The organism is Pseudoxanthomonas composti, assembly GCF_004122095.1.
Classification (GTDB): domain Bacteria; phylum Pseudomonadota; class Gammaproteobacteria; order Xanthomonadales; family Xanthomonadaceae; genus Pseudoxanthomonas_A; species Pseudoxanthomonas_A composti.
In genome coordinates this window covers 49,530-69,498 of the sequence record NZ_SAWZ01000008.1, presented here as the reverse complement: position 1 = coordinate 69,498, position 19,969 = coordinate 49,530, and the positions used below count along the sequence as shown (strand labels likewise).

20 protein-coding genes are annotated in these 19,969 nt (G+C 66.7%); all 20 read left to right on the top strand.

Annotated elements, in window-relative coordinates; genetic code table 11:
* The first annotated feature begins 7 nt into the window (after nt 1–7).
* The 20 genes from flgK (at nt 8) to EPA99_RS14320 (ending at nt 19,944) form a co-directional block, all read left to right on the top strand.
* Nucleotides 8–1,885 carry a flagellar hook-associated protein FlgK gene (flgK, locus tag EPA99_RS14415; RefSeq protein ID WP_129471941.1) on the top strand — a complete coding sequence of 626 codons (1,878 nt, stop codon included), beginning with the start codon at nt 8–10 and terminating at the stop codon, nt 1,883–1,885.
* A complete protein-coding gene (gene flgL, locus EPA99_RS14410; protein ID WP_129471940.1) occupies nt 1,882–3,081 on the top strand; it encodes a flagellar hook-associated protein FlgL in 1,200 nt (399 codons plus the stop codon). Before flgK ends, flgL begins: the two co-directional genes overlap by 4 nt.
* 277 nt (nt 3,082–3,358) lie before the next feature.
* On the top strand, nt 3,359–4,540 hold the full coding sequence (locus EPA99_RS14405; protein ID WP_129471939.1) for a flagellin: 1,182 nt from the start codon (nt 3,359–3,361) through the stop codon (nt 4,538–4,540).
* Nucleotides 4,541–4,797: 257 nt separating this feature from the next.
* A complete protein-coding gene (fliD, locus tag EPA99_RS14400; protein WP_129471938.1) occupies nt 4,798–6,129 on the top strand; it encodes a flagellar filament capping protein FliD in 1,332 nt (443 codons plus the stop codon).
* 93 nt (nt 6,130–6,222) lie between these two features.
* Nucleotides 6,223–6,636 (top strand): flagellar export chaperone FliS, encoded by a 414-nt coding sequence (fliS, locus tag EPA99_RS14395; protein ID WP_129471937.1) that lies wholly within the window; start codon nt 6,223–6,225, stop codon nt 6,634–6,636.
* A complete protein-coding gene (locus tag EPA99_RS14390) occupies nt 6,633–6,929 on the top strand; it encodes a hypothetical protein (protein ID WP_129471936.1) in 297 nt (98 codons plus the stop codon). The genes fliS and EPA99_RS14390 overlap by 4 nt, the downstream gene beginning before the upstream one ends.
* Nucleotides 6,926–7,495 carry a PilZ domain-containing protein gene (locus EPA99_RS14385; RefSeq protein ID WP_129471935.1) on the top strand — a complete coding sequence of 190 codons (570 nt, stop codon included), beginning with the start codon at nt 6,926–6,928 and terminating at the stop codon, nt 7,493–7,495. Before EPA99_RS14390 ends, EPA99_RS14385 begins: the two co-directional genes overlap by 4 nt.
* A 257-nt stretch (nt 7,496–7,752) precedes the next feature.
* On the top strand, nt 7,753–8,385 hold the full coding sequence (locus tag EPA99_RS14380) for a response regulator (protein WP_129471934.1): 633 nt from the start codon (nt 7,753–7,755) through the stop codon (nt 8,383–8,385).
* A 221-nt stretch (nt 8,386–8,606) separates the two neighbouring features.
* Nucleotides 8,607–10,046, top strand: coding sequence for an RNA polymerase factor sigma-54 (rpoN, locus tag EPA99_RS14375; protein ID WP_129471933.1), 1,440 nt, complete (start codon nt 8,607–8,609; stop codon nt 10,044–10,046).
* A gap of 12 nt (nt 10,047–10,058) precedes the next feature.
* Nucleotides 10,059–10,469 carry a response regulator gene (locus tag EPA99_RS14370; protein WP_129471932.1) on the top strand — a complete coding sequence of 137 codons (411 nt, stop codon included), beginning with the start codon at nt 10,059–10,061 and terminating at the stop codon, nt 10,467–10,469.
* Nucleotides 10,466–11,947, top strand: coding sequence for a sigma-54 dependent transcriptional regulator (locus EPA99_RS14365; protein WP_129471931.1), 1,482 nt, complete (start codon nt 10,466–10,468; stop codon nt 11,945–11,947). The genes EPA99_RS14370 and EPA99_RS14365 overlap by 4 nt, the downstream gene beginning before the upstream one ends.
* 165 nt (nt 11,948–12,112) lie before the next feature.
* A complete protein-coding gene (locus tag EPA99_RS14360; protein ID WP_129471930.1) occupies nt 12,113–13,219 on the top strand; it encodes a DegT/DnrJ/EryC1/StrS family aminotransferase in 1,107 nt (368 codons plus the stop codon).
* 37 nt (nt 13,220–13,256) lie between these two features.
* Entirely contained in the window at nt 13,257–13,478 is a 222-nt protein-coding gene (locus EPA99_RS14355) for an acyl carrier protein (RefSeq protein ID WP_129471929.1), read from the top strand.
* A 5-nt stretch (nt 13,479–13,483) separates the two neighbouring features.
* Nucleotides 13,484–14,521 (top strand): ketoacyl-ACP synthase III, encoded by a 1,038-nt coding sequence (locus tag EPA99_RS14350; RefSeq protein WP_129471928.1) that lies wholly within the window; start codon nt 13,484–13,486, stop codon nt 14,519–14,521.
* Nucleotides 14,518–15,282 (top strand): SDR family NAD(P)-dependent oxidoreductase, encoded by a 765-nt coding sequence (locus EPA99_RS14345; protein ID WP_129471927.1) that lies wholly within the window; start codon nt 14,518–14,520, stop codon nt 15,280–15,282. The genes EPA99_RS14350 and EPA99_RS14345 overlap by 4 nt, the downstream gene beginning before the upstream one ends.
* Nucleotides 15,279–16,013: an SDR family NAD(P)-dependent oxidoreductase gene (locus EPA99_RS14340; protein WP_129471926.1), complete on the top strand. Its 735-nt coding sequence runs from the start codon at nt 15,279–15,281 to the stop codon at nt 16,011–16,013. The genes EPA99_RS14345 and EPA99_RS14340 overlap by 4 nt, the downstream gene beginning before the upstream one ends.
* Nucleotides 16,010–16,663 carry an acetyltransferase gene (locus EPA99_RS14335; protein WP_129471925.1) on the top strand — a complete coding sequence of 218 codons (654 nt, stop codon included), beginning with the start codon at nt 16,010–16,012 and terminating at the stop codon, nt 16,661–16,663. The genes EPA99_RS14340 and EPA99_RS14335 overlap by 4 nt, the downstream gene beginning before the upstream one ends.
* 7 nt (nt 16,664–16,670) lie before the next feature.
* Nucleotides 16,671–17,816, top strand: a complete 1,146-nt coding sequence (locus tag EPA99_RS14330; protein WP_129471924.1) for an aromatic ring-hydroxylating oxygenase subunit alpha — start codon at nt 16,671–16,673, stop codon at nt 17,814–17,816.
* Complete coding sequence (locus EPA99_RS14325) at nt 17,806–18,429, top strand: LbetaH domain-containing protein (protein WP_129471923.1); 624 nt, start codon at nt 17,806–17,808, stop codon at nt 18,427–18,429. The genes EPA99_RS14330 and EPA99_RS14325 overlap by 11 nt, the downstream gene beginning before the upstream one ends.
* Before the next feature lie 3 nt (nt 18,430–18,432).
* Complete coding sequence (locus tag EPA99_RS14320; RefSeq protein ID WP_129471922.1) at nt 18,433–19,944, top strand: FkbM family methyltransferase; 1,512 nt, start codon at nt 18,433–18,435, stop codon at nt 19,942–19,944.
* Nucleotides 19,945–19,969: the final 25 nt, after the last annotated feature.

The window sequence follows — 19,969 nt, the reverse complement described above, 5'->3', positions numbered from 1 at the left end:
TAAGCCCATGTCCGTCATGTCCACCGGCACCAGTGCACTGATCGCCTTCCAGCGTGCGTTGACCACGGTGGGTCACAACGTGGCGAACGTGAACACGGCGGGCTATAGCCGGCAGACCACCGAGTTCGCCACCGCCAACTCCACCTACAAGGGCTTTGGCTACGTCGGCAACGGCACGCAGATCGCCGACATCCGGCGCGTGGCCGATCAGATGGCCATCACTCGCCTGCTGGACAGCAGCGGCGAGCTGTCGCGACTGAAGGAGCTGTCCACCCTGTCCAGCCGCGTGGATACGCTGTTGTCCGACTCGGCCACCGGCCTCAACGGCACCTGGTCCAACTTCTTCGATTCGGTCAGCGGCCTGTCGTCCAACGCCTCCTCGACTGCGGCACGCGCCGACGTGCTGGGCCAGGCCGGCTCGCTGGCCTCGCGCTTCAAGCAGCTGGATGGCCAGTTGGATGGCCTGGATCTGGAGCTCAACAACAAGCTGGTGGCCGGCGCGGACCAGATCAACCGCCTGGCGTCGCAGATCGCCAAGCTCAACGCCCAGATCGGCACCAACCCGGCCACCTCTTCCTCGGACCTGCTGGACACGCGCGACCGGCTCATCACCGAGCTGGTCGGCTACACCGGCGGCACCGCGATCAGCCAGGACGGCGGCGCGATGAACGTGTTCACCGCCGGTGGCCAGGCGCTGGTGGTCGGGGCCTCGCCCTCCACGATCGTCACCGTCGCCGATGCCTACCAGCCCGAGCGCCTGCAGCTGGCCCTGAAGACCGGCAGCGGCACCGTGCGCCTGGACAAGAACGCCATGGGCGGGCAGATGGGCGGCGTCATCGAGTTCCGCAGCACCGTGCTCGACCCGGCGCTGGCCGAACTGGGGCGCATTGCGACCGGCCTGGCGCAGAGCTTCAACCAGGCCCATGCCGCGGGCGTGGACCTGTATGGGCAGATGGGCACAGACCTGTTCGCCATGTCCGCACCGCGCGTGACCGGCAACAGCGCCAACACCGGCACGGCCACGCTGACCGCCTCGATCGCCGACCTGTCCACGCTGAGCGGGCAGAACGTGGTGCTGAGCTTCGACGGCACGAACTGGTCGGCCAGCAACGCCAGCACCGGCGCGAGCATCCCCATGACCGGCACCGGCAGCGCGGCCGATCCCTACCGGGTCGGCGGCGTGGACGTGACCGTGGGCGCCGGCGCCAATGCCGGGGACAAGTTCCTGCTGCAGCCCACCGCGGGCGTGGCCGGCACGCTGTCGGTGGCCATCAGCGACCCTTCGCGCCTGGCCGCCGCCTCGCCGGTCGGCGCCAGCGCGGACCTGGGCAACCTGGGCTCGGGCAAGCCGGGCAAGATCACCATCACCGATGCGGCCAACCCCAACCTGCGCACGGCCGCATCCATCGAGTTCATCGATGGCACCCAGTACACCGTCGATGGCGCCGGCCCCTACACCTATGTCCCGGGCGGCAGCATCAGCGCCAACGGCTGGTCGATGGTGCTCGATGGCGCGCCGGTGGCCGGCGACAGCTTCAACATCACCGCCACTCCGGCCCGCTCCAGCAACAACGGCAACGCCGCGCTGCTGGCCAACCTGGACGACGCCAAGGCCTTCAACGGCGGCTCGATCACGCTCAACGGCGCCCTCAGTGGCCTGACCACCAGCGTCGGCTCGGCCGCACGCCAGGCCGAGTACTCGGCCGAGGCGCAGAGCGCGCTCAACGATCAGGCGCAGGCCGCCCGCGATTCGATTTCCGGTGTCAACCTGGACGAGGAAGCCGCCAACATGCTCCAGCTGCAACAGGCCTACCAGGCCGCCGCACGCATCATCTCCACCGCGGACAGCATGTTCCAGTCGATCCTGTCGGCGGTGCGCTCATGACCTCGCGCATTTCCACCGGGCAGATGTTCACCCAGTCGCTGAGCACCATGCTCACGCGGCAGAAGGACCTGCAGCACCTGCAACAGCAGCTGGCCACCGGCAAGAAGATCGTCACCGCCGCGGACAATCCGGTCTCGGCCGGCAACGCCGTCACCCTGGACCGCGCCGTGGCCAAGCTGGAGCAGTTCGACCTCAACGGCAACACCGTGCAGAACCGCCTCAACCTGCAGGAATCGGTGCTGACCCAGGTCGGCGACCAGCTGGCGCGCGTCAAGGAACTGACCTTGCAGGCCAACACCGACACGCTGTCCGATACCGACCGCAATGCCATCGCCCTGGAACTGAAAACCATCCAGGAGAGCCTGCTCGGCCTGGCCAACGCGCAGGACGGCGCGGGGCGCTACCTGTTCGGAGGCGCCAGCGATGCCAACGCGCCTTTCTCCAGGTCCAGTGGCACGACCATCTACAACGGCGACCAGACCCAGAAACAGGTGGAAATCGCGCCGGACATGTTCGTGACCGATTCAAAGCCGGGCAGCGAAGTGTTCATCCGCATCCGCACCGGCACCAGCGGCGTGGATGCAGGCGCGGCTGCAGGCAATGCTGGGACGGGCGTGATCGCCGACTACAACCGCAGCAATGCCGGCGGCTGGAATGGCGGAAGCTACAGCGTGGTCTTCACCTCGGCCAATACCTACGAGGTCCGCGACGCCAGCAATGCGGCGGTGTCCACCGGCAGCTACGCCGATGGCGAGACCATCGCGGTACAGGGGCTGGAGATGAAGATCATCGGCGCGCCCGCCACCGGCGACAGCTTCAGCATCGGTCCGGCAGGCACCCGCGACATCTTCTCCACCATCAGCAACCTGGTCTCGACGCTGCAGACCCCGACGGTCACCGCCACCGACAAGGCCGAGCGTCACAACGCATTGCAGTCCGCCCTGCGCGATGTCTCCACCGCTTCGGATCATCTGATCGACGCGCGCGCCGAGGGCGGCGCGCAACTGGCGAACCTGGACAAGGCGGCCAGCATGCGCGAGGCCAACACGGTGACGTTGAAGACCACGCTGTCCTCGCTGCGCGACCTGGACTACGCCGAAGCGATCACCGAATACCAGCTGCAGAGCACGGCGCTGCAGGCCGCGCAGTCGGTCTTCAGCAAGATGCAGAGCATGTCCTTGTTCAGCAAGATTTGAGTGGTCGCCACGCTGATTGGAAACAGCGCAAGGCCACGCATTAAAGCTGCGAATGCGCATGCCGTTATTGGATATGCCTGTCGCAGAAGCAACACCCGGTAGCACAGGTTTTACGTATTAACAAGATGTTTTTGCAAAAAAACCTCAGGAACGGCTAAAGGTTTTCTGCCACAGGCCGTTATTCATATCAGCAGCGGCATCGGTCACCTGAAAGACCTCCCTGCGGAACACCGGCATCACCCTAATCCGCCGGGAACCTCAACTAAGGAGCACCGTCATGGCCCAAGTCATCAATACCAACACGATGTCGCTGAATGCTCAGCGCAATCTCAACACCACCAGCACCAGCCTGGCGACGACGATCCAGCGCCTGTCCTCGGGCCTGCGCATCAACAGCGCCAAGGACGATGCCGCCGGTCTGGCGATCTCCGAGCGCTTCACCACCCAGATCCGCGGCCTGGACGTCGCCTCGCGCAACGCCAACGACGGCATCTCGCTGGCGCAGACCGCTGAAGGCGCGATGGTCGAAATCGGCAACAACCTGCAGCGCGTCCGTGAACTGGCGGTGCAGTCGGCCAACGCCACCAACTCGGCCAGCGACCGCAGCGCGCTGAACTCGGAAGTCAAGCAGCTGGCTTCGGAAATCGACCGCGTCTCCAAGCAGACCAACTTCAACGGCACCAAGCTGCTGGACGGCTCCTTCTCCGGAGCGCTGTTCCAGATCGGCGCCGATTCGGGCCAGACCATCGGCATCAACACCATCGTCAATGCCAGCGCCGCGTCCCTGGGCAAGGCCAGCTTCGCCGCCACCCAGACCGGCTCGGCCGCGCTGGCAGCCGGCACCGCCACCGCCTCGGGCAGCTTCTCCGGCATGGTCGTCAACGGCGCCACCATCGCCTCGGTCTCCGTGGCCATCGGCGACACCGGTAGCGACGTGTCCAAGAAGATCGCCACGGCGATCAACGACCAGCTGGCCGAGACCGGCGTGTATGCCTCGCTCGATGCCTCCGGCGCGCTGAAGCTGGAATCGGTCAAGGGCGGCAAGGATTTCGCCTTCACCGCGGGCAGCGGCACCGGCGCCACCGGCATCACCTTCAGCAATGCCGGCATCGCCGCCAGCGCCACCGCCACGGCCGGTACCACCAGCTACCTGAAGGACCTGGACATCTCCACCTTCCAGGGTGCGCAGAAGGCGCTGAGCATCATCGACAACTCGTTGACCTCGGTGAACTCCTCGCGTGCGGACATGGGTGCGGTGCAGAACCGCTTCACCTCCACCATCGCCAACCTGAGCGCCACCTCGGAGAACCTGTCGGCCTCGCGTAGCCGCATCCGCGATACCGACTACGCCAAGGAGACGGCCGAGCTGACCCGGACGCAGATCCTCCAGCAGGCGGGTACGGCCATGCTGGCCCAGGCCAAGTCCCTGCCCCAGAGCGTGATGAGCCTGTTGCAGTAAGTTGAAGCACCGCCAGTCCAAGGCGTGATCGAAAGCCCCTCCGCAAGGAGGGGCTTTTTTGCTGACCGATCCGCCCGCACGACGAATGGGACCGCCCGCGACGTGCGGCCCGGAACTTGCATGTCATGGCATGCACCAACAAGGCACGCGGTGGACAGCACCTGCCGCGTCCCTCACACCCGTCAAGCCAGGCCCGGCCTGGCCGATAGAACGACAAGCGCCCCGCAGGCGCACGCGCACCGGTCAAGGAGTTTCCCATGGCGTTAGGCAACATCGGCACAGGCATGGACATCAACTCGGTGGTGGCCCAGTTGGTCGCCGCCGAGCGCGCGCCCGCACAGAACCGCATCACCCGCAGTGGCGAGCAGATCAGCACCAAGCTGTCGGCGCTGGGAACGGTCAAGAGCGTGATGACCAACCTGCAGACGGCATTGACCACCTTGACCTCCGCCGCCGACAAGCCGGCGCAGAAGACCAGCGTGGCCGCCGATGCCGGCTTTACCGCCACGGCCAGCACCGATGCAGTCACCGGCAGCTACAGCGTCGAAGTCGTCAATCTGGCGAGCGCCCATAAATTGACGTCCACCGCCGTGGCCGCAGGCACCACCCTGGGCGCGGGCACCATGCAGGTCAAGGCGGGCGACAAGACCTACGATATCGAGATCGCCGAAGGCGCCAGCCTGGCGGACGTGGCCAAGGCCATCAATGCCAAGAGCGGCGGCGCTGGCGTAAGCGCCAGCGTGATCAACGCCGCCGATGGCCAGCACCTGGTCTTCAACGCCACCACGGCCGGACAGGCCGGCGCACTGACCGTCACCACCTCAGGCGGCGACCTGGCGCGATTCGCCTACGACCCGGCCAACAGCAATACCCAGCTGTCACAGACCACGGCCGCAGCCAACGCCAAGGTCAAGATCGACGGGCTGGAAGTCAGCAGCACCAGCAACGAGCTGAGCGACGCCATCCCCGGCATCAATCTGAGCCTGACCAAGGCCAAGCCCGGCGAAACCTTCGCCGTTTCCGTCGCGCGCGACAACGCCACCCTCAAGACCAACCTGCAATCGTTCGTCAGCGCCTACAACGCGGCCGTCAATACCCTGGCCTCCTCTAGCGCCTACAACTCGGCCACTCAGACCGCCTCGTCCCTGACTGGCGATTCCATGGTGCGCTCCATGCAGTCGCAGATGCGCGGCCTGGTGAGCGGCCAGGTCAACGATCTCAAGGCCCTTGGCGTCACCATCGCCAAGGACGGCACGCTCAGCCTGGACAGCGGCAAGCTCGACACCGCCATGAGCAGCACCCCGGAAAAGATGGCCGGGCTCTTCGGCAAGAGCGGCACGATCGGCACCGGCCTGACCAGCATGCTCAAGGGCGTGCTCGACAGCGGCAACGGCAGCCTGACCTCGCGCACCAAGTCCCTCAACTCCCAGCTCGACAGCCTGAACGACCAGCTGTCGGACCTGGATGCGCGCATGGAGAAGGTCAAGGCGCGCTACACCGCGCAGTTCACCGCGATGGAGCAGCTCGCAACGCAGATGCAGACCACAAGTTCGTACCTGACCCAACAGTTCTCGACCAGTTCGTCCTAAAGGGGCCGGGTCGCAGGCCGATACAACAGCACAATCCATCGCTTGACCGTGTCGCGGCCCGAGGGCTCCGGCGGCACATCCCGGAGACTTCCCATGTTCGCAAACAGCCGCAGCTACGCCGATGAGTACCGCCGCACCAGTGTCAACAGCAGCGTGCTCGATGCCGATCCGCACAAGCTGATCGCCCTGTTGCTCGCCGGCGCCAGCGAGCGCATTCGCCGTGCCGAGGCCAGCCTGGCCAACAACAACATGGCGCTCAAGGGCAAGGCGATCGGCGAGGCCTGCTCGATCATTGGGCACCTCAACGGTTCGCTGGACCATGAGGCCGGCGGCGAGATCGCCGCCAACCTCTCGGCACTCTACGACTACCTGGTGCGGCTGCTGACCGAGGCCAACCTGCACAACGACGCCGGCAAGCTGGGCGAGGCCCTGCAGCTGCTGGGCGAGATCGATTCGGCGTGGAACGCCATCCCGCAGGACCAGCGCAACGCCGGAGCGGTGCAATGATCGGCCCTTCACTGCAGATGCTGTACAGCGAACTCGATGCCCTCAGCGGCGCAGTGGAGGAAGGGCGCCATGAGGACGCCCTGCAGCTGATGTCCGACTACGACCGCGACCTGCGCACCTTCATGGACTCGCAGGACAAGGGCGGCACCGCGCTGGATCCCCTGCGCGGCCTGCTGACCCAGCAGAACACCATCCTTGAGCGCATGCGTCAGTGCCGCGACGAGGCCGCCGCGCGCCTGCGCCAGCTGCGCCAGTCCACCGCCGCCGCGCGCGCCTACGGGACCACGGCGTGAGCCAGGCGGCCGACGCCGCCACCTTCGACACCCAGCTGTTCGACCAGACGCTCAGCTGCGATCTGGTCCTGCCCGTCGCCTTCGAGCCCGGCACCGAGCCCGCCGCCGCGGCGCAGGCCGAGTCGCTGCTGCTGTCCCTGGCCCAGGTCGAGGACCTGCGCGGCGAGGACGCGTTGGACGACAAGAAGGAATCCTCCGCCGCCATGCAGCGGGTGGACGCCAAGCTCGACCTGATCCTGGCGCTGCTGGGCCGCCTGGCCCGTCAGTCGATGCGGATGCCGCCGCCCCGCGCGCTGCGCTGGTCCGCGCGTGGCCTGCGCCTGGAGTTGCCTGCCGCTTCCGGCATTGCACCAGGCACGGCCGGCATGGCCGCCCTGCAGGTCTCGGACTGGTTGCCCGACCGCCTGGAGTTGCCGGCCACCGTGCTGGGCGAGGCAGAACTGGCACCGCGGCAGCACGCGCTGTGGCTGGCCTTCCCCTCGCTGACGGCCGGCCTGGAAGAAGCCCTGGACCGCCACCTGTTCCGCCTGCACCGGCGGCAGATCGCCGAATCGCGTAGACGCTGAAAAGGCCGGGACCCGGGACCGGGGACCGGGGACCCGGGAAAGGCCGGAGCAAGATCGAAAGCCGAGGCCGGCACCGCCCTGCCACTGAGTTGGCTCTGCGCTAGCTCTGCGCTGGATCTCCTCTGGCTGCGCTTCGTGCTTTGGCTTTCCCGGGTCCCCGGTCCCCGGTCCCCGGTCCCGGCTCCAGAGCCCCACGTTTCCCAATTCACCCCCGGTCCGTTAAGGTTCCGCCACCGTTTCGCGGAAACCCCAGCGACGTGCGCACCCTGATCGTCGACGACCACACCCTGGTGCGGGCTGGCCTGAGCCGCCTGCTGCAGGGGTTTGCCGATGTCGATGTGGTCGCCGAAGCCAGCACCGCCGATCAGGCCATCGACCTGACCACGCTGCATCGCCCCGAGCTGGTGCTGCTGGATCTGTCCCTGCCCGGCCGCAGCGGCCTGGAGGCCCTGACCGGCATCCTGCAAATCGCCCCGGACACGCGGGTGGTGATGATGTCCATGCACGATGACACTCAGCACGTGCGCGATGCCCTGGACCGCGGCGCGGCCGGCTTCGTGCTCAAGGATGCCGCGCCGATGGAACTGGAACTGGCCCTGCGCACCGCGGCCGCCGGCCAGGTGTTCCTGAGCCCCAAGCTGTCCTCGCGGATGATCCATCCGCTGATCGGGCGCGACAAGCCGACCGGCATCGCCGGCCTGCCGCCGCGCCAGCGCGAGATCCTGCGCCAGATCGGCCGGGGACTCAGCAACAAGGAAATCGCCGCCGACCTGGGCATCAGCGTGAAGACGGTGGAGACGCACCGGGCGCGCATGATGGAAGCCCTGGGCTGCCGGCGTGCCAGCGAACTGATCCTGCTCGCGGTGCGCCACGCGCAGGAGCTGGGCTAACCAGCCGCTGCGGCGGCCGGCGCACGGCCGGCAGAAGTGGGATGTCGGTCGCAGGCGCGGGCGCCCTTCGTCGGCTTCGTGACGGAAATCCGTTGCCGTGTCGGGAAATTCCTTACATATGGTCCGGAATTCCACCACAGCGCTTCGGTACGTCCCGATGTTGGAACCGTCGCGTCACGCGCAGGATGCGCACACCGGCCCACATGCAAGAGGGATACCAGATGAAGGCTTCCAACTCGCTCCAGCTCGGCCAGCAGCTCCGCCTGACCCCGCAGCTGCTCCAGTCCATCCGCCTGCTGCAGCTGGATTCGCTGCAGCTGGAACAGGAGCTGCGCGCGGCGTTGGAACTCAACCCCATGCTGGAGCTGGCCGAAGAAGCCTTGGCCGAGCACGACCAGGATGCCGGCGAGACCGACCTGGTCGATGTCGCCGCCCCGGAAGTGGCGCCGCTGGAAGTGGCCGCCTTCGACGAATTGCCGGAAGGCTCGATGTGGGACGTGCCTGCCGCGCCATGGCACGAAGGCGATGACGACGCCTCGTCGCGCATCGTCGCCGGCGCCTCCTCCGACCCGCAGCTGCGGGTACTGCAGCGCATCGAGCTGGAGCTGCAGGGCAAGGACCTGGAGATCGCCACGTTCTGGCTGGAGCACTGCGACGATGCCGGCTACCTGGACGACGCGCTGGAGGCGCTGACCCTGCGCGCCTGCGCCCACCTGGACGTGCCGGCCACGCGTGCCGAGCGCATCCGCCAGCAGATCCTGCATGGCGACCCGGTCGGCATGGCCGCGGCCAGCCTGCACGAGTGCCTGAGCGCGCAGCTGGCCGCCCTGCCCGGCCGCGTGCCCGGCCGCCTGCTGGCCCAGCGCATCCTCGACACCTGCCTGGACGAGGTCTCCCGGCACGATTACCCGGCCATCGCCCGCAAGCTGGAGGCGGAGGTGGACGACATCCGCCAGGCGGTGCGGGTGATCCTGTCGCTGCAGCCGCGCCCGGGCGAAGCCGACGCGCCGGAGCCGGCGCCCTACGTGCTGCCCGACGTGATCACCTGGTTCGCCGACGGCCAGTGGCGCGTGGCCCTGAACCCGGCCACCGCCCCGCGCATCGGCATCAACAGTGCCTACGAGCGCGCCCTGTCCAGCGCCGGCGACGATGCCGGCAGCGCCAAGCTGCGCGAGATGCTGGCCGAGGCCCGCTGGCTCACCCGCGGCCTGTCCATGCGCTACGACACCCTGATCCGCACCGCGCGGGTGATCATCGAGCGCCAGGCCGCGTTCCTGGAGCGGGGCGACGAGGCCATGGCCCCGCTGACCCTGAAGGAAGTGGCCGACACCATCGGCATGCACGAATCCACCATTTCCCGCATCACCAACGGCAAGTACCTGCAGACCCCGCGCGGCACCTTCGAGCTCAAGCGCTTCTTCGCCGTGCGCCTGGAAGGGGCCAACGTGTCCGGCGCGGCGGTCAAGGCCATGGTGCGCCGCCTGATCGAGTCCGAGCCCCTGGGCAAGCCGCTGGCCGACGAGGCCATCGCCGCGCTGCTGGCGCGACAGGGCGTACACATCGCGCGGCGCACCGTTGCCAAGTATCGTGAGCAGCTGGATATTGCCCCGGCCCCGGTCCGTCGTCGCGACCACGCCGCCCAACTCGCCCGTGCAGGTTAAGGACACAAGGTAATGAGCAAGCTCTCCGTTTTGCTGGTGGATGACCACGACGGCTTCATCAACGCCGTCCTCCGTCATTTCCGCAAGCTGGACTGGATCCACGTGGTCGGGACCGCGGGCAACGGCCTGGAGGCCATCGCCCGCTCCGAAGAGCTGCGCCCGGAAGTGGTCCTGATGGACCTGGCCATGCCCGAAATGGGCGGCCTGCAGGCCACCCGCCTGATCAAGGCCCAGGACGAGCCGCCGTACATCGTCATCGCCAGCCATTTCGACGACGCCGAGCACCGCGAGCACGCCCTGCGCGCCGGCGCGGACAATTTCGTCAGCAAGTTGTCCTATATCCAGGAAGTCCTGCCGATCCTCGAAGGCCTGCAGCATGGGGGTCTGCGGACGGAGGGCGCCACGCAAGGAGAGGCCTCATGAGTGAATCGCGCATCCTGGTGATCGACAGCGATACCGTGCGCGCCGAGCGCGTCAACGGGCTGCTCGAGTTCATGGACGCCAGCCCGTCGTGGGCGGCGGCGGCCGACGAGGTCTCCACCACCCGGCATCGCCCTGGCGACTGGCTGGCGGTGGTGATCGGTCGTGTCGAGGATGCGGCCGCCACCCAGCAGTTCTTCGAATGGCTGGGCGGGGCCTCGCTGCCGCCGCCGATCGCCCTGCTCGAGGGCGACGCCACCGGCTTTGCCCAGCAGTACGGGCTGCACGTGGCCAACATCTCGGCCCTGGAATCGCCGATCAAGCACAGCCAGATGGAGGCCTTCCTGCGCCGGGCCAGCCTCAAGCGCCTGGATGCCGAGCACAAGGCCACCGTCGTGGGCCAGGACACCGGCCCCACCGGCAGCAGCGCGGCGGTGCAGGAGCTGCGGCGGTTGATCGACCAGGTCGCCCCGTTCGATACCACGGTGCTGGTGCTGGGCGAGTCGGGCACCGGCAAGGAAGTGGTCTCGCGCGCCATCCACAACCAGTCCACCCGCCGCGACGGCCCGTTCGTGGCCATCAACTGCGGCGCGATCCCGCCCGAGCTGCTGGAGAGCGAGCTGTTCGGCCACGAAAAGGGCAGCTTCACCGGCGCACTGTCGGCGCGCAAGGGGCGCTTTGAGATGGCCGAGGGCGGCACCCTGCTGCTGGACGAGATCGGCGACATGTCCCTGCCGATGCAGGTCAAGCTGCTGCGCGTGCTGCAGGAACGCAGCTTCGAGCGCGTGGGCGGCAACCAGACCATCCGCTGCAACGTGCGGGTGATCGCCGCGACCCACCGCAACCTGGAGGCGCGGATCGGCGAGGGCCACTTCCGCGAGGACCTGTTCTACCGGCTCAATGTGTTCCCGATCGAGATGCCCGCCCTGCGCGAGCGCCGCGAGGACCTGCCCGAGCTGGTGCGCACGATTGCCACCCAGCTGGGCCGGACCGGCCGCGGCGAGGTCCGCTTCGCCGAAGACGCCCTGCAGGCGCTGTCCACCTATGCCTGGCCGGGCAACGTCCGTGAGCTGACCAACCTGGTCGAGCGCCTGGCCGTGCTGCATCCGGGCGGGCTGGTGCGTGCGGCTGATCTGCCGGCCCGCTATCGCGGCAACATCGTGATCGAGCCCGCCCCGGCCGAACCGGCGCGCTCGGCCGCTGCGGAGGTGGCCGCCTCCGCCCGACCGGAGCCCGAGGCCCCGCGCGAGACACCGCCAGCCAGTGCCGAGGCGGTGGCCGCCACCGAGCTGCCCGAGGACGGCCTGGACCTGCGCGACCACATGGCCCAGATCGAGCTGACGCTGATCAAGGAAGCCCTGGAACGCAGTGGCGGGGTGGTCGCCCACGCCGCCTCGCTGCTCGGCCTGCGCCGCACCACCCTGGTGGAGAAGCTGCGCAAGTACGGCATCGACCGCGACTCGGGCGATATCGCCGCTTGATTCCAGAGACGGCCCGCGCGGTGGCGCTCTTGCAGCACCAAGGCCGGCAGCACAGCCAGCGCCGCAGGTCGCCAGGGTCATAGGCACCCCCCTGGCACGCGACTTGCCTCACAATCCGTGGACGTGCCACCGCACGCGCCATGCCTGACGACTTCTGGGGACCCGATGCCGACGCCGGTGACGCGACCGCTGCTCCCTCCGCTGGAGGAGTTCACCCCGTATCTCCAGGAGGTCTGGGCCAGCGGCATGGTCACCAACGGTGGCCTGATGCATCAGCGCCTGGAAGCCGGCTTGCGCCAGCACCTGGGCGTGGAACATCTGGCCCTGGTGTCCAACGGCACGTTGGGCCTGCTCAATGCGCTGCAATGCCTGCGCATCACCGGCGAGGTCATCACCACGCCGTACTCGTTCGTGGCGACGGCGCACTCCCTGCTCTGGAACGGTATTCGGCCGGTGTTCGTGGACATCGACCCGGCGACGCTGAACATCGACCCCTCCCGGATCGAGGCGGCCATTACCCCGCAGACCACGGCCATCATGCCGGTGCACTGTTACGGCAATGCCTGCAACACCGCCGAGATCCAGCGCATCGCCGACATCTACAACCTGCGCGTGATCTACGATGCCGCCCACGCCTTCGGCGTCCAGGACCAGGGCGGTTCGATCCTGCGCCACGGCGATCTGAGCGTGCTGAGTTTCCACGCCACCAAGGTGTTCAACACGTTCGAAGGCGGCGCCATCATCTGTCCCGACGAAGCCACCTATCAGCGGATCGGCTATCTGAAGAACTTCGGCATCGTCGACGAAACCACGGTGATCGCCCCCGGCATCAACGCCAAGATGAGCGAGGTCAACGCGGCCTTCGGCTTGCTGCAGCTCAACCATATCGAGCAGGCGCTGGCCGAGCGCGCGCGCATCGCCCAAGATTATCGCCAGCGGCTGGCCGGCGTCGCCGGTGTGCGCTGCGTGCCGCCGGGACCGCAGCGCGTGTCCAACAACGCCTATTTTCCGATCCTGGTCGACGCCGATTACCCGCTGACGCGCGATGCGCTGTACCAGCGCCTGCGCGAGCACGATGTCCACGCGCGCCGTTACTTCTATCCGCTGATCAGCGACCTGCCGATGTACCGAGGCCTGCCGTCCGCGGCGCCGAGCAACCTGCCGGTCGCCTGCGAGATCGCGCAGAAGATCATCTGCCTGCCGATTTTCCCGGGGCTGGACCAGGACCAGATGGACGCCATCGTCCAGCTGATCGCCTCGGTCCGCGCCTGACTGCCCTCTCCACACTATCGTTCCGGAACAGAACCACATGAGCCAAGAAGCCTTCATCGAGAACTTCCTGTCCGCCACCGATTTCCAGACTCCGGTGGAAGTCACCATGGATACCGTCCTGCGGGATCTTCCCGAATGGGACTCGCTGGCCGCGCTGGGGGTCATCGTCATGTTCGACGTGGAGTACGGCAAGACCATCACCGGCGAGGACCTGAAGCACTGCGCCACCATCAACGACCTCCACAAGCTGCTGGACTGACGTCGATGGGACTCTCCACCCTGCACCACGTCCGCTTTGCCGGCATGACGAGCTGTGTGCCCAGGCGGATCATCTCCAACCTGATCGACTGCCCGCCCAAGATGCGCTCGGAGCGCGAGCGCCTGGTGCGCAACATCGGCATCGAGTTCCGCCGCATCTGTCCGAGCTGGCAAACGTTCTCCGACCTGGCGCTGGTCGCCGCCGAGAAGCTGCTGGAGGAGCTGCAATGGGACAAGCAGGACATCGATGCGCTGATCGTGCTCACGCAGTCTCCTGACTACCCCATCCCGGCCACGGCGATCATCATGCAGGAGCGGCTCAAGCTTCCGCAGACCGCGATCGCCTTCGACGTGAACCTGGGCTGCTCCAGCTATCCCTTCGGCCTGCATCTGGTCGGCAGCATGATCGCTGCGGGCACCATCAAGAAGGCCCTGGTGCTGGTTGGCGATCGTTCCGCCACGCTGCTGGATCCGTTGTTCTCGGATGCGGGCACGGCCACGGCGCTGGAGTTCGACGAGCATGCCCCGCCCATGCATTTCGATCTGAACAGCGACGGCAGCGGCTATCGGGCCATCATGTTGCCCGTGGGCGGACATCGCGAACCCTACGGCCAGCAGCACATCACCCCGACCCGCGACGAGAACGGCGTCCTGCACTGGCCCGGGGAACTGATCCTTGACGGTCCCGCGGTCCTGAGCTTCTCGACCCAGCGCGTGCCGCCCGCCGTGGAAAGACTGCTGGAATATTCGGGCATTGCCAAAGAAAGCGTCGATTTCTTCGTGTTCCACCAGGCGAACAAGATGATCAACGAAACCATCCGCAAGAAGCTGGGACTTCCTGCGGAGAAGGTGCCCACCACCCTGCACGACTTCGGTAACACCAGCGGCGCGTCGTTGCCGGTCACCATGACCGCGCGCCTGCACGAGACCCTGGCGCAGGGCGGGCACCGCTTGCTGCTGTCCGGTTTCGGCATCGGCCTGTCCTGGGGCACGGCCATTGTGGACATCGAAAACGCCGTCTTCCCCGCACTGCTCGAAGCATGAACGCCGAACGGGATCCCTTTTCGCTGGAAGGCAAGCGCATTCTGGTCACCGGGGCCTCCTCGGGCATCGGTCGGCAGATCGCCATCAGCTGCTCGCAGATGGGCGCGCGAATCATCATGACCGGACGCGATGCGACGCGCCTGCAGGCGACCTACGAGGAATTGGAGGGCCAGGGCCACGCGCAGCTCGCGGCGGACCTGGCCACGCAGGAAGGCATCGATCGCCTGGTCGGTGCCTGCGGCGTCATCGACGGCCTGGCGCATGCGGCCGGCATGTCCAAGCTGGCGCCTTTCCGCATGATCGGCCGCGCGCACCTGGACGAAACCTTCGCGGCGAACACCTACGCCCCGATGCTGCTGACCAGGGCCCTGCTGGCGAAAAAGCAGGTCGCGCAGGGCGGCTCGCTGCTGTTCGTCGCCTCCATCGCCTCGCACATCGGGCCCCTGGCCAGCGGCGCCTACGCCGCCAGCAAGAGCGCACTGCTGGGCATGGTGCGCTCACTGGGCATGGAGGTGGCCAAGCAAGGCATCCGCGCCAACTGCCTGGCGCCGGGCTATGTCCGCACCCCGCTACTGGATGGCCTGCAAGGCAGCGGCGGCAACATGGATCACCTGTTCGAACTGACGCCGCTGGGCATGGGCGAGCCGGAAGACGTGGCCTATGCAGCGGTGTTCTACCTGTCCGATGCCAGCCGCTGGGTCACCCGCAACTACGCCATCCTCGATGGGGGGTTCTCCGCACCCATGGACATCTACGCATGAGCAATCCGGCGCAGCAGGCCTTCTCCCTGGCCGGCAAGACCATCCTGGTGACCGGTGCCTCGTCCGGGATCGGCAGGCAGATCGCCATCGCATGCGCCCGACGCGGCGCGCGTCTGGTGGTGACCGGACGCGATGCGCAGCGCCTGCAGGAGACCTACGACCTGCTTCAGGGCCAGGGACACCTGCAGGTGCAGGCAGACCTGACCCAGGCCGAGGGCCGCGAGCAGCTGGCAAAGTCGGTCACCAGCGTGGACGGCCTGGTACATTGCGCCGGCCGGCAACGGTTGAGCCCGATCCGACAGTTGACCGAGAAGCTCATGGCCGACGTGTACTCGGTCAATTTCCTGGCGCCGGTCATGCTGACCCAGCGGCTGCTGCAGGCCAACGCCATCGCCTCACAGGGTTCCATCGTCTTCATGCTGTCCACTGCCGCGCACATCGGTACGCCTGGCGTGGGGCCCTACTCGGCGATGAAGGCCGCCCTGCTCGGCATCATCCGCTGCCTGTCCATGGAACAGGCGAAGCGCAAGATCCGGGTCAACGGGATTTCCCCTTCGGCCGTGGCTACCCCGATCTGGGATGCAGCCCATCTGGAAGCGCAAAGGAAGCGGCATCCGCTGGGATTGGGCACGCCCGATGACGTGGCCAACGCGGCAGTCTATCTGCTGTCCGATGCCAGCCGCTGGATGACCGGCACCAGCCTGGTCATGGATGGCGGGGCGGTCCTGTGACCTATCCGGTACTTATCGTCGGCGCCGGCGGCTGGGGGCGCGAGGTGCTTGAACAGATGCGCGGTGATGTCGCGCACGGCAAGGAATGGGAAGTCGCCGGATTCCTGGACAGTCGCACCCACATCCTGGACGGGTTCGACGCCGGTGTGCCCATCGTGGGCAATCCCATGACCTATGTGCCGCAGGGCAATGAGGCCTTCGTCTGCGCCCAGGGCGATCCGCAGCAACGCTACAAGCACGTGCAACCTTTGCTAGCCAAAGGCGCCAAGTTCATACCGATCTGCACCGAGGCCCACCTCAGTCGCCGCGTGCGCCTGGGTCGGGGCTGCTTTCTCGGCAATCGCGTCCACGTTGGCCCGGACGTGTCGATCGGCGACTTCGCCAACCTGCTCACCTGGACAGTGATCGGGCACGATGTCCGCATCGGCAATTTCGCGCATGTGGGAGCTCAAGTATTCATGGGTGGCGCGGTGCAGATCGGCGATTTCGCGGTCGTGCACCCGCGTGCCACGCTTCTGCCGGGCGTGCGCGTGGGTGAGCACGCCATCGTTGGTGCCGGCGCCGTGGTCCTGAAGGACGTTCCTGCTGGTGCCACCGTGTTCGGCAATCCGGCCAGGGTCGTGTTCCACAAGAACCTGCAGGAAGGCTGATCCGTCCATGCGCTCCCGGATGCACCCGAAGTACTACCTGTCCCAGGACATCTTCGACCGCGAGCAGCGCAAGCTGTTCCGCAAGCTCTGGCTGTTCGCCGGGCTCAAGGTCCTGTTGCCCGAGCACAACAGCTTCATCACGCGCAGGATCGCCGGCGTTCCCGTGGTCATCCAGAATTTCCATGGCCGCATTCGTGCCTTTGAGAATGTCTGCCTACACCGCAGCGCGTTGATCCAGACAGCTCCCGTCGGCCGTCGTCCCTTGGTATGCGGCTACCACGCCTGGAGCTACGACGAAGATGGGCGGGTCAAGAACATTCCCGATTGCGACGCGCTGTATCGCCTGCAGGGTTGCGAACGCGGAAACCTGGTGCTGCGCGAATTTTCCTTGCGCGCCATCGGCAACGTGCTGTTCATCAACCTCGATCCGGATCCGTTGCCGATCGAAGAGCAGTTTCCCGCAGCGTTCATGACGCTGCTGGAGAGCAGTTCACAGGCCTACGACACCGAAGTCATGACGACCACTTGGCACGGCCGATACAACTGGAAGCTCGCCTACGAGAACCTGCGCGACGCCAACCACCCGCGCTTCGTCCATCCCAAGACCCTGGCCAAGAGCGTGGACTTCATTCCGCAGGTCGACCAGGCGCAGGCGGACGAGTCGATGGACGCGCTGCCGGACGCATCGCCTCACGCTTTTCGGAGCGAGATGCGTCGCTTCAGCTTCGGCGGTGCCGAGGCCCCGATTCCGGATCCCAAGCGCTTCGGCTGGCAGGACAAGGTCGAGCGCTGGGGTACGCAGGATGCTTACTACAACTGGCTGGCCTTCCCCAATCTGCATATCGCCAGCGCCAACGGCGGCTACTCCTTCACCCTGGAGCACCACGTTCCGGTCGCGCCGGATAGGACCGACCTGGAGATCTACTGGGTCAGCGCGCGCAAGAAGCAGGCCTATGGATTTTCCAGTCAGGTCCTGCTGGCGCAGATGCACGGCAGCAAGACGGTGGTAGGTGAGGACGTGGCGGTCATGGAAATGGTGCAGGCCGGCCTGCACGCGGACGCGCCGCTGCCCACCCAGGGCGCCTACGAATCCATGAACCGCCTGGTCGAACGCTGGTACGTCGCGTTGATGGAGACCGAGCATGAAGTCTAGGTGGGTCATTGGCGGAAGCCCTTACCTGGATCTGGCCTTCCACTCCTGGAAACAGGCGCGGCCGGACGAGAAGGTGGTCAGGATCGAAGTGCCACAGGGTCCGGACCACGCATTCGATTTGAGCGTGCTGGCGGGGCTGGACCCCGCCGAAGGCGCCATGTTCGCCGCCTTCGACGAACGCTTCGGCAATCTCAAGCGCATGGAGCTCATGCAGGCGGCAGTCGAGCGCGGATTCAAGCTGGAGCCCTTCATCCATCCCAGCGCCGCCATCGGGGCAGACACGGTCATCGGCCTGAACGCGTTCGTCGGGGCCAATGCCATCGTGGGCCACGCTTGCAGGATCGACTACAACACCGTCGTCCACGCCGGCGCGCACCTGGGTCCGAACTGCCGCATCAAGTCTTCGTGCTGGCTCGAAAACGGCGTGCAGGTCGGCACGGCGGTTGAAATCGGCGGCAACGGCATTGTGCGCACGGGCGCCATCGTGCGTGACGGCGTCAAGGTGGGCCGTAGCTGCGAGCTGGGGTGGCCACGCGTCTACGCCGCAGACGTGCCCGCCAGAACGTACTACGACACCCGTTACGACCAACCCATTCATACCTACGGACAGTGATTCATGCGATCGAGAATCGAACAGCTCAGGCAACGCGTCCTGCGCATCGCCGAGCAGGACCGCCCCGCGGCGGACGATGCATTGGCACGCGTGGCCGCGGTCGTCGATCGCCCTGCGTTTCTGATCGCTCCCCAGTCCTACATCGGCATGGCCCATGGCCCCGGTGTCGCCGCCAGCCTGCGCCGGGTCGTGGCGGCGGTCGACGACCAGAATACCCATCTGGAAAGCATCCACGGCGCCCCGCGCTGGAGCAGCCAGGAGTTCATGGCCAGGGCCGCGCATTACCCCGATGCGGTCGGGATCGATTTTTCCTGTAGTCCACGCGGCCGGGCCTTTGCCGACGGCCTGTGCGCCGCCGCGGGCGTGGAGCAACTGAGCATTGCGCCTGCCGAGGATCCGCTGGTCCCGGGGCTCGAGCAACATCCCGTGTTCCTGCTCCATCCCCGCTCAGGCGTGGGGCCCATGCATGGACCAAGCCTGGTCAACCATGCCGGGAATGTGGTCGCCGCTATCGACGATGGGTACAGCGGCAGCGCCATCCATGGAGCACCGCGCTGGAGCACGCGTCAGTTCATCGAACAGGCCAGCCGCTACCCGGGGGCACTGGCGGTGGATTTCTCGTACAGCCCGGCCGAGGCGGGCATCTCGCGCAAACTCTGCGAACAGGCGGGCGTCCATAGAATCGACGCGGCTCTGGCGACCGCCCATTGCGGACTGGCTTCGGTCTATGAGCCGGCACGCACGTATCGTCAACGCACGCTCCTGCGCCTGGACGAGTTCCTGCGACTCGCTGATCGGCTGGAAGACGACTACAGCGTGTTCACGCTCTACAGCAACCTGTTGTTCCGCCTGACCTACGACCCCAGCCACCTGCTGTCGGCCTGGGCCACGCCTGCCAACGAGTATTTCTCCGCCTTCGCCGACAGCAGCACCTTCCAGCTCGGCCAGCGCGAGCACTTTTGCGATGGCGGCGCCTTCCAGGGACCCATCGTTCGCAAGTTCCTGGACGCCTCCGGTCACCACTACGAAAGCATCACCGCCTTCGAGCCCGATGGCATCAATTTCCAGAAGCTGCAGGACATCGCCGGCGCAGCTGCGCTGCCGCTGCGCAACTTCAAGGCCATCAACAAGGCCCTCTCCAACGAGCATGCGACACTGCGCTTCAAGGAAACCGGCACGGTCTCCAGTCATGTATCGCCCGATGGCGGCATCTCGGTGCCCACCACGCGCCTGGACGACGAGCTGGACAAGCTGACGCTGCTCAAGCTGGACATCGAGGGGTTCGAGGCCAAGGCGCTGGAGGGCGCATCTAGGCTCATCCACGCCCAGCGCCCGCGCATGGCCATCTGCGTTTACCACTATGCGCACGATCTGCTGGATGTGATGGCGCAACTGGACAAGGTGGTGGAGGGCTACCACTTCCGGCTGCGGCAGCATTCTCCTGCCTATTACTACGACCTGGTCCTGTACGCGTCACCTGTCGCCGGAACCGAGCCGCCGCCTTGGGCGCGATGAGCAAGGCGAGCGATGAATCAGGAGA

Bases quoted from the DNA above. Each gene is read 5' to 3' on its own strand.
- EPA99_RS14390 (WP_129471936.1), top strand. From the start codon at position 6,633: ATGATCGGCCCTTCACTGCAGATGCTGTACAGCGAACTCGATGCCCTC.
- rpoN (WP_129471933.1), top strand. From the start codon at position 8,607: ATGAAGGCTTCCAACTCGCTCCAGCTCGGCCAGCAGCTCCGCCTGACC.
- EPA99_RS14320 (WP_129471922.1), top strand. From the start codon at position 18,433: ATGCGATCGAGAATCGAACAGCTCAGGCAACGCGTCCTGCGCATCGCC.
- flgL (WP_129471940.1), top strand. From the start codon at position 1,882: ATGACCTCGCGCATTTCCACCGGGCAGATGTTCACCCAGTCGCTGAGC.
- EPA99_RS14345 (WP_129471927.1), top strand. From the start codon at position 14,518: ATGAACGCCGAACGGGATCCCTTTTCGCTGGAAGGCAAGCGCATTCTG.
- EPA99_RS14325 (WP_129471923.1), top strand. From the start codon at position 17,806: ATGAAGTCTAGGTGGGTCATTGGCGGAAGCCCTTACCTGGATCTGGCC.
- flgK (WP_129471941.1), top strand. From the start codon at position 8: ATGTCCGTCATGTCCACCGGCACCAGTGCACTGATCGCCTTCCAGCGT.
- fliD (WP_129471938.1), top strand. From the start codon at position 4,798: ATGGCGTTAGGCAACATCGGCACAGGCATGGACATCAACTCGGTGGTG.
- EPA99_RS14330 (WP_129471924.1), top strand. From the start codon at position 16,671: ATGCGCTCCCGGATGCACCCGAAGTACTACCTGTCCCAGGACATCTTC.
- EPA99_RS14370 (WP_129471932.1), top strand. From the start codon at position 10,059: ATGAGCAAGCTCTCCGTTTTGCTGGTGGATGACCACGACGGCTTCATC.
- fliS (WP_129471937.1), top strand. From the start codon at position 6,223: ATGTTCGCAAACAGCCGCAGCTACGCCGATGAGTACCGCCGCACCAGT.
- EPA99_RS14355 (WP_129471929.1), top strand. From the start codon at position 13,257: ATGAGCCAAGAAGCCTTCATCGAGAACTTCCTGTCCGCCACCGATTTC.
- EPA99_RS14365 (WP_129471931.1), top strand. From the start codon at position 10,466: ATGAGTGAATCGCGCATCCTGGTGATCGACAGCGATACCGTGCGCGCC.
- EPA99_RS14340 (WP_129471926.1), top strand. From the start codon at position 15,279: ATGAGCAATCCGGCGCAGCAGGCCTTCTCCCTGGCCGGCAAGACCATC.
- EPA99_RS14350 (WP_129471928.1), top strand. From the start codon at position 13,484: ATGGGACTCTCCACCCTGCACCACGTCCGCTTTGCCGGCATGACGAGC.
- EPA99_RS14360 (WP_129471930.1), top strand. From the start codon at position 12,113: ATGCCGACGCCGGTGACGCGACCGCTGCTCCCTCCGCTGGAGGAGTTC.
- EPA99_RS14405 (WP_129471939.1), top strand. From the start codon at position 3,359: ATGGCCCAAGTCATCAATACCAACACGATGTCGCTGAATGCTCAGCGC.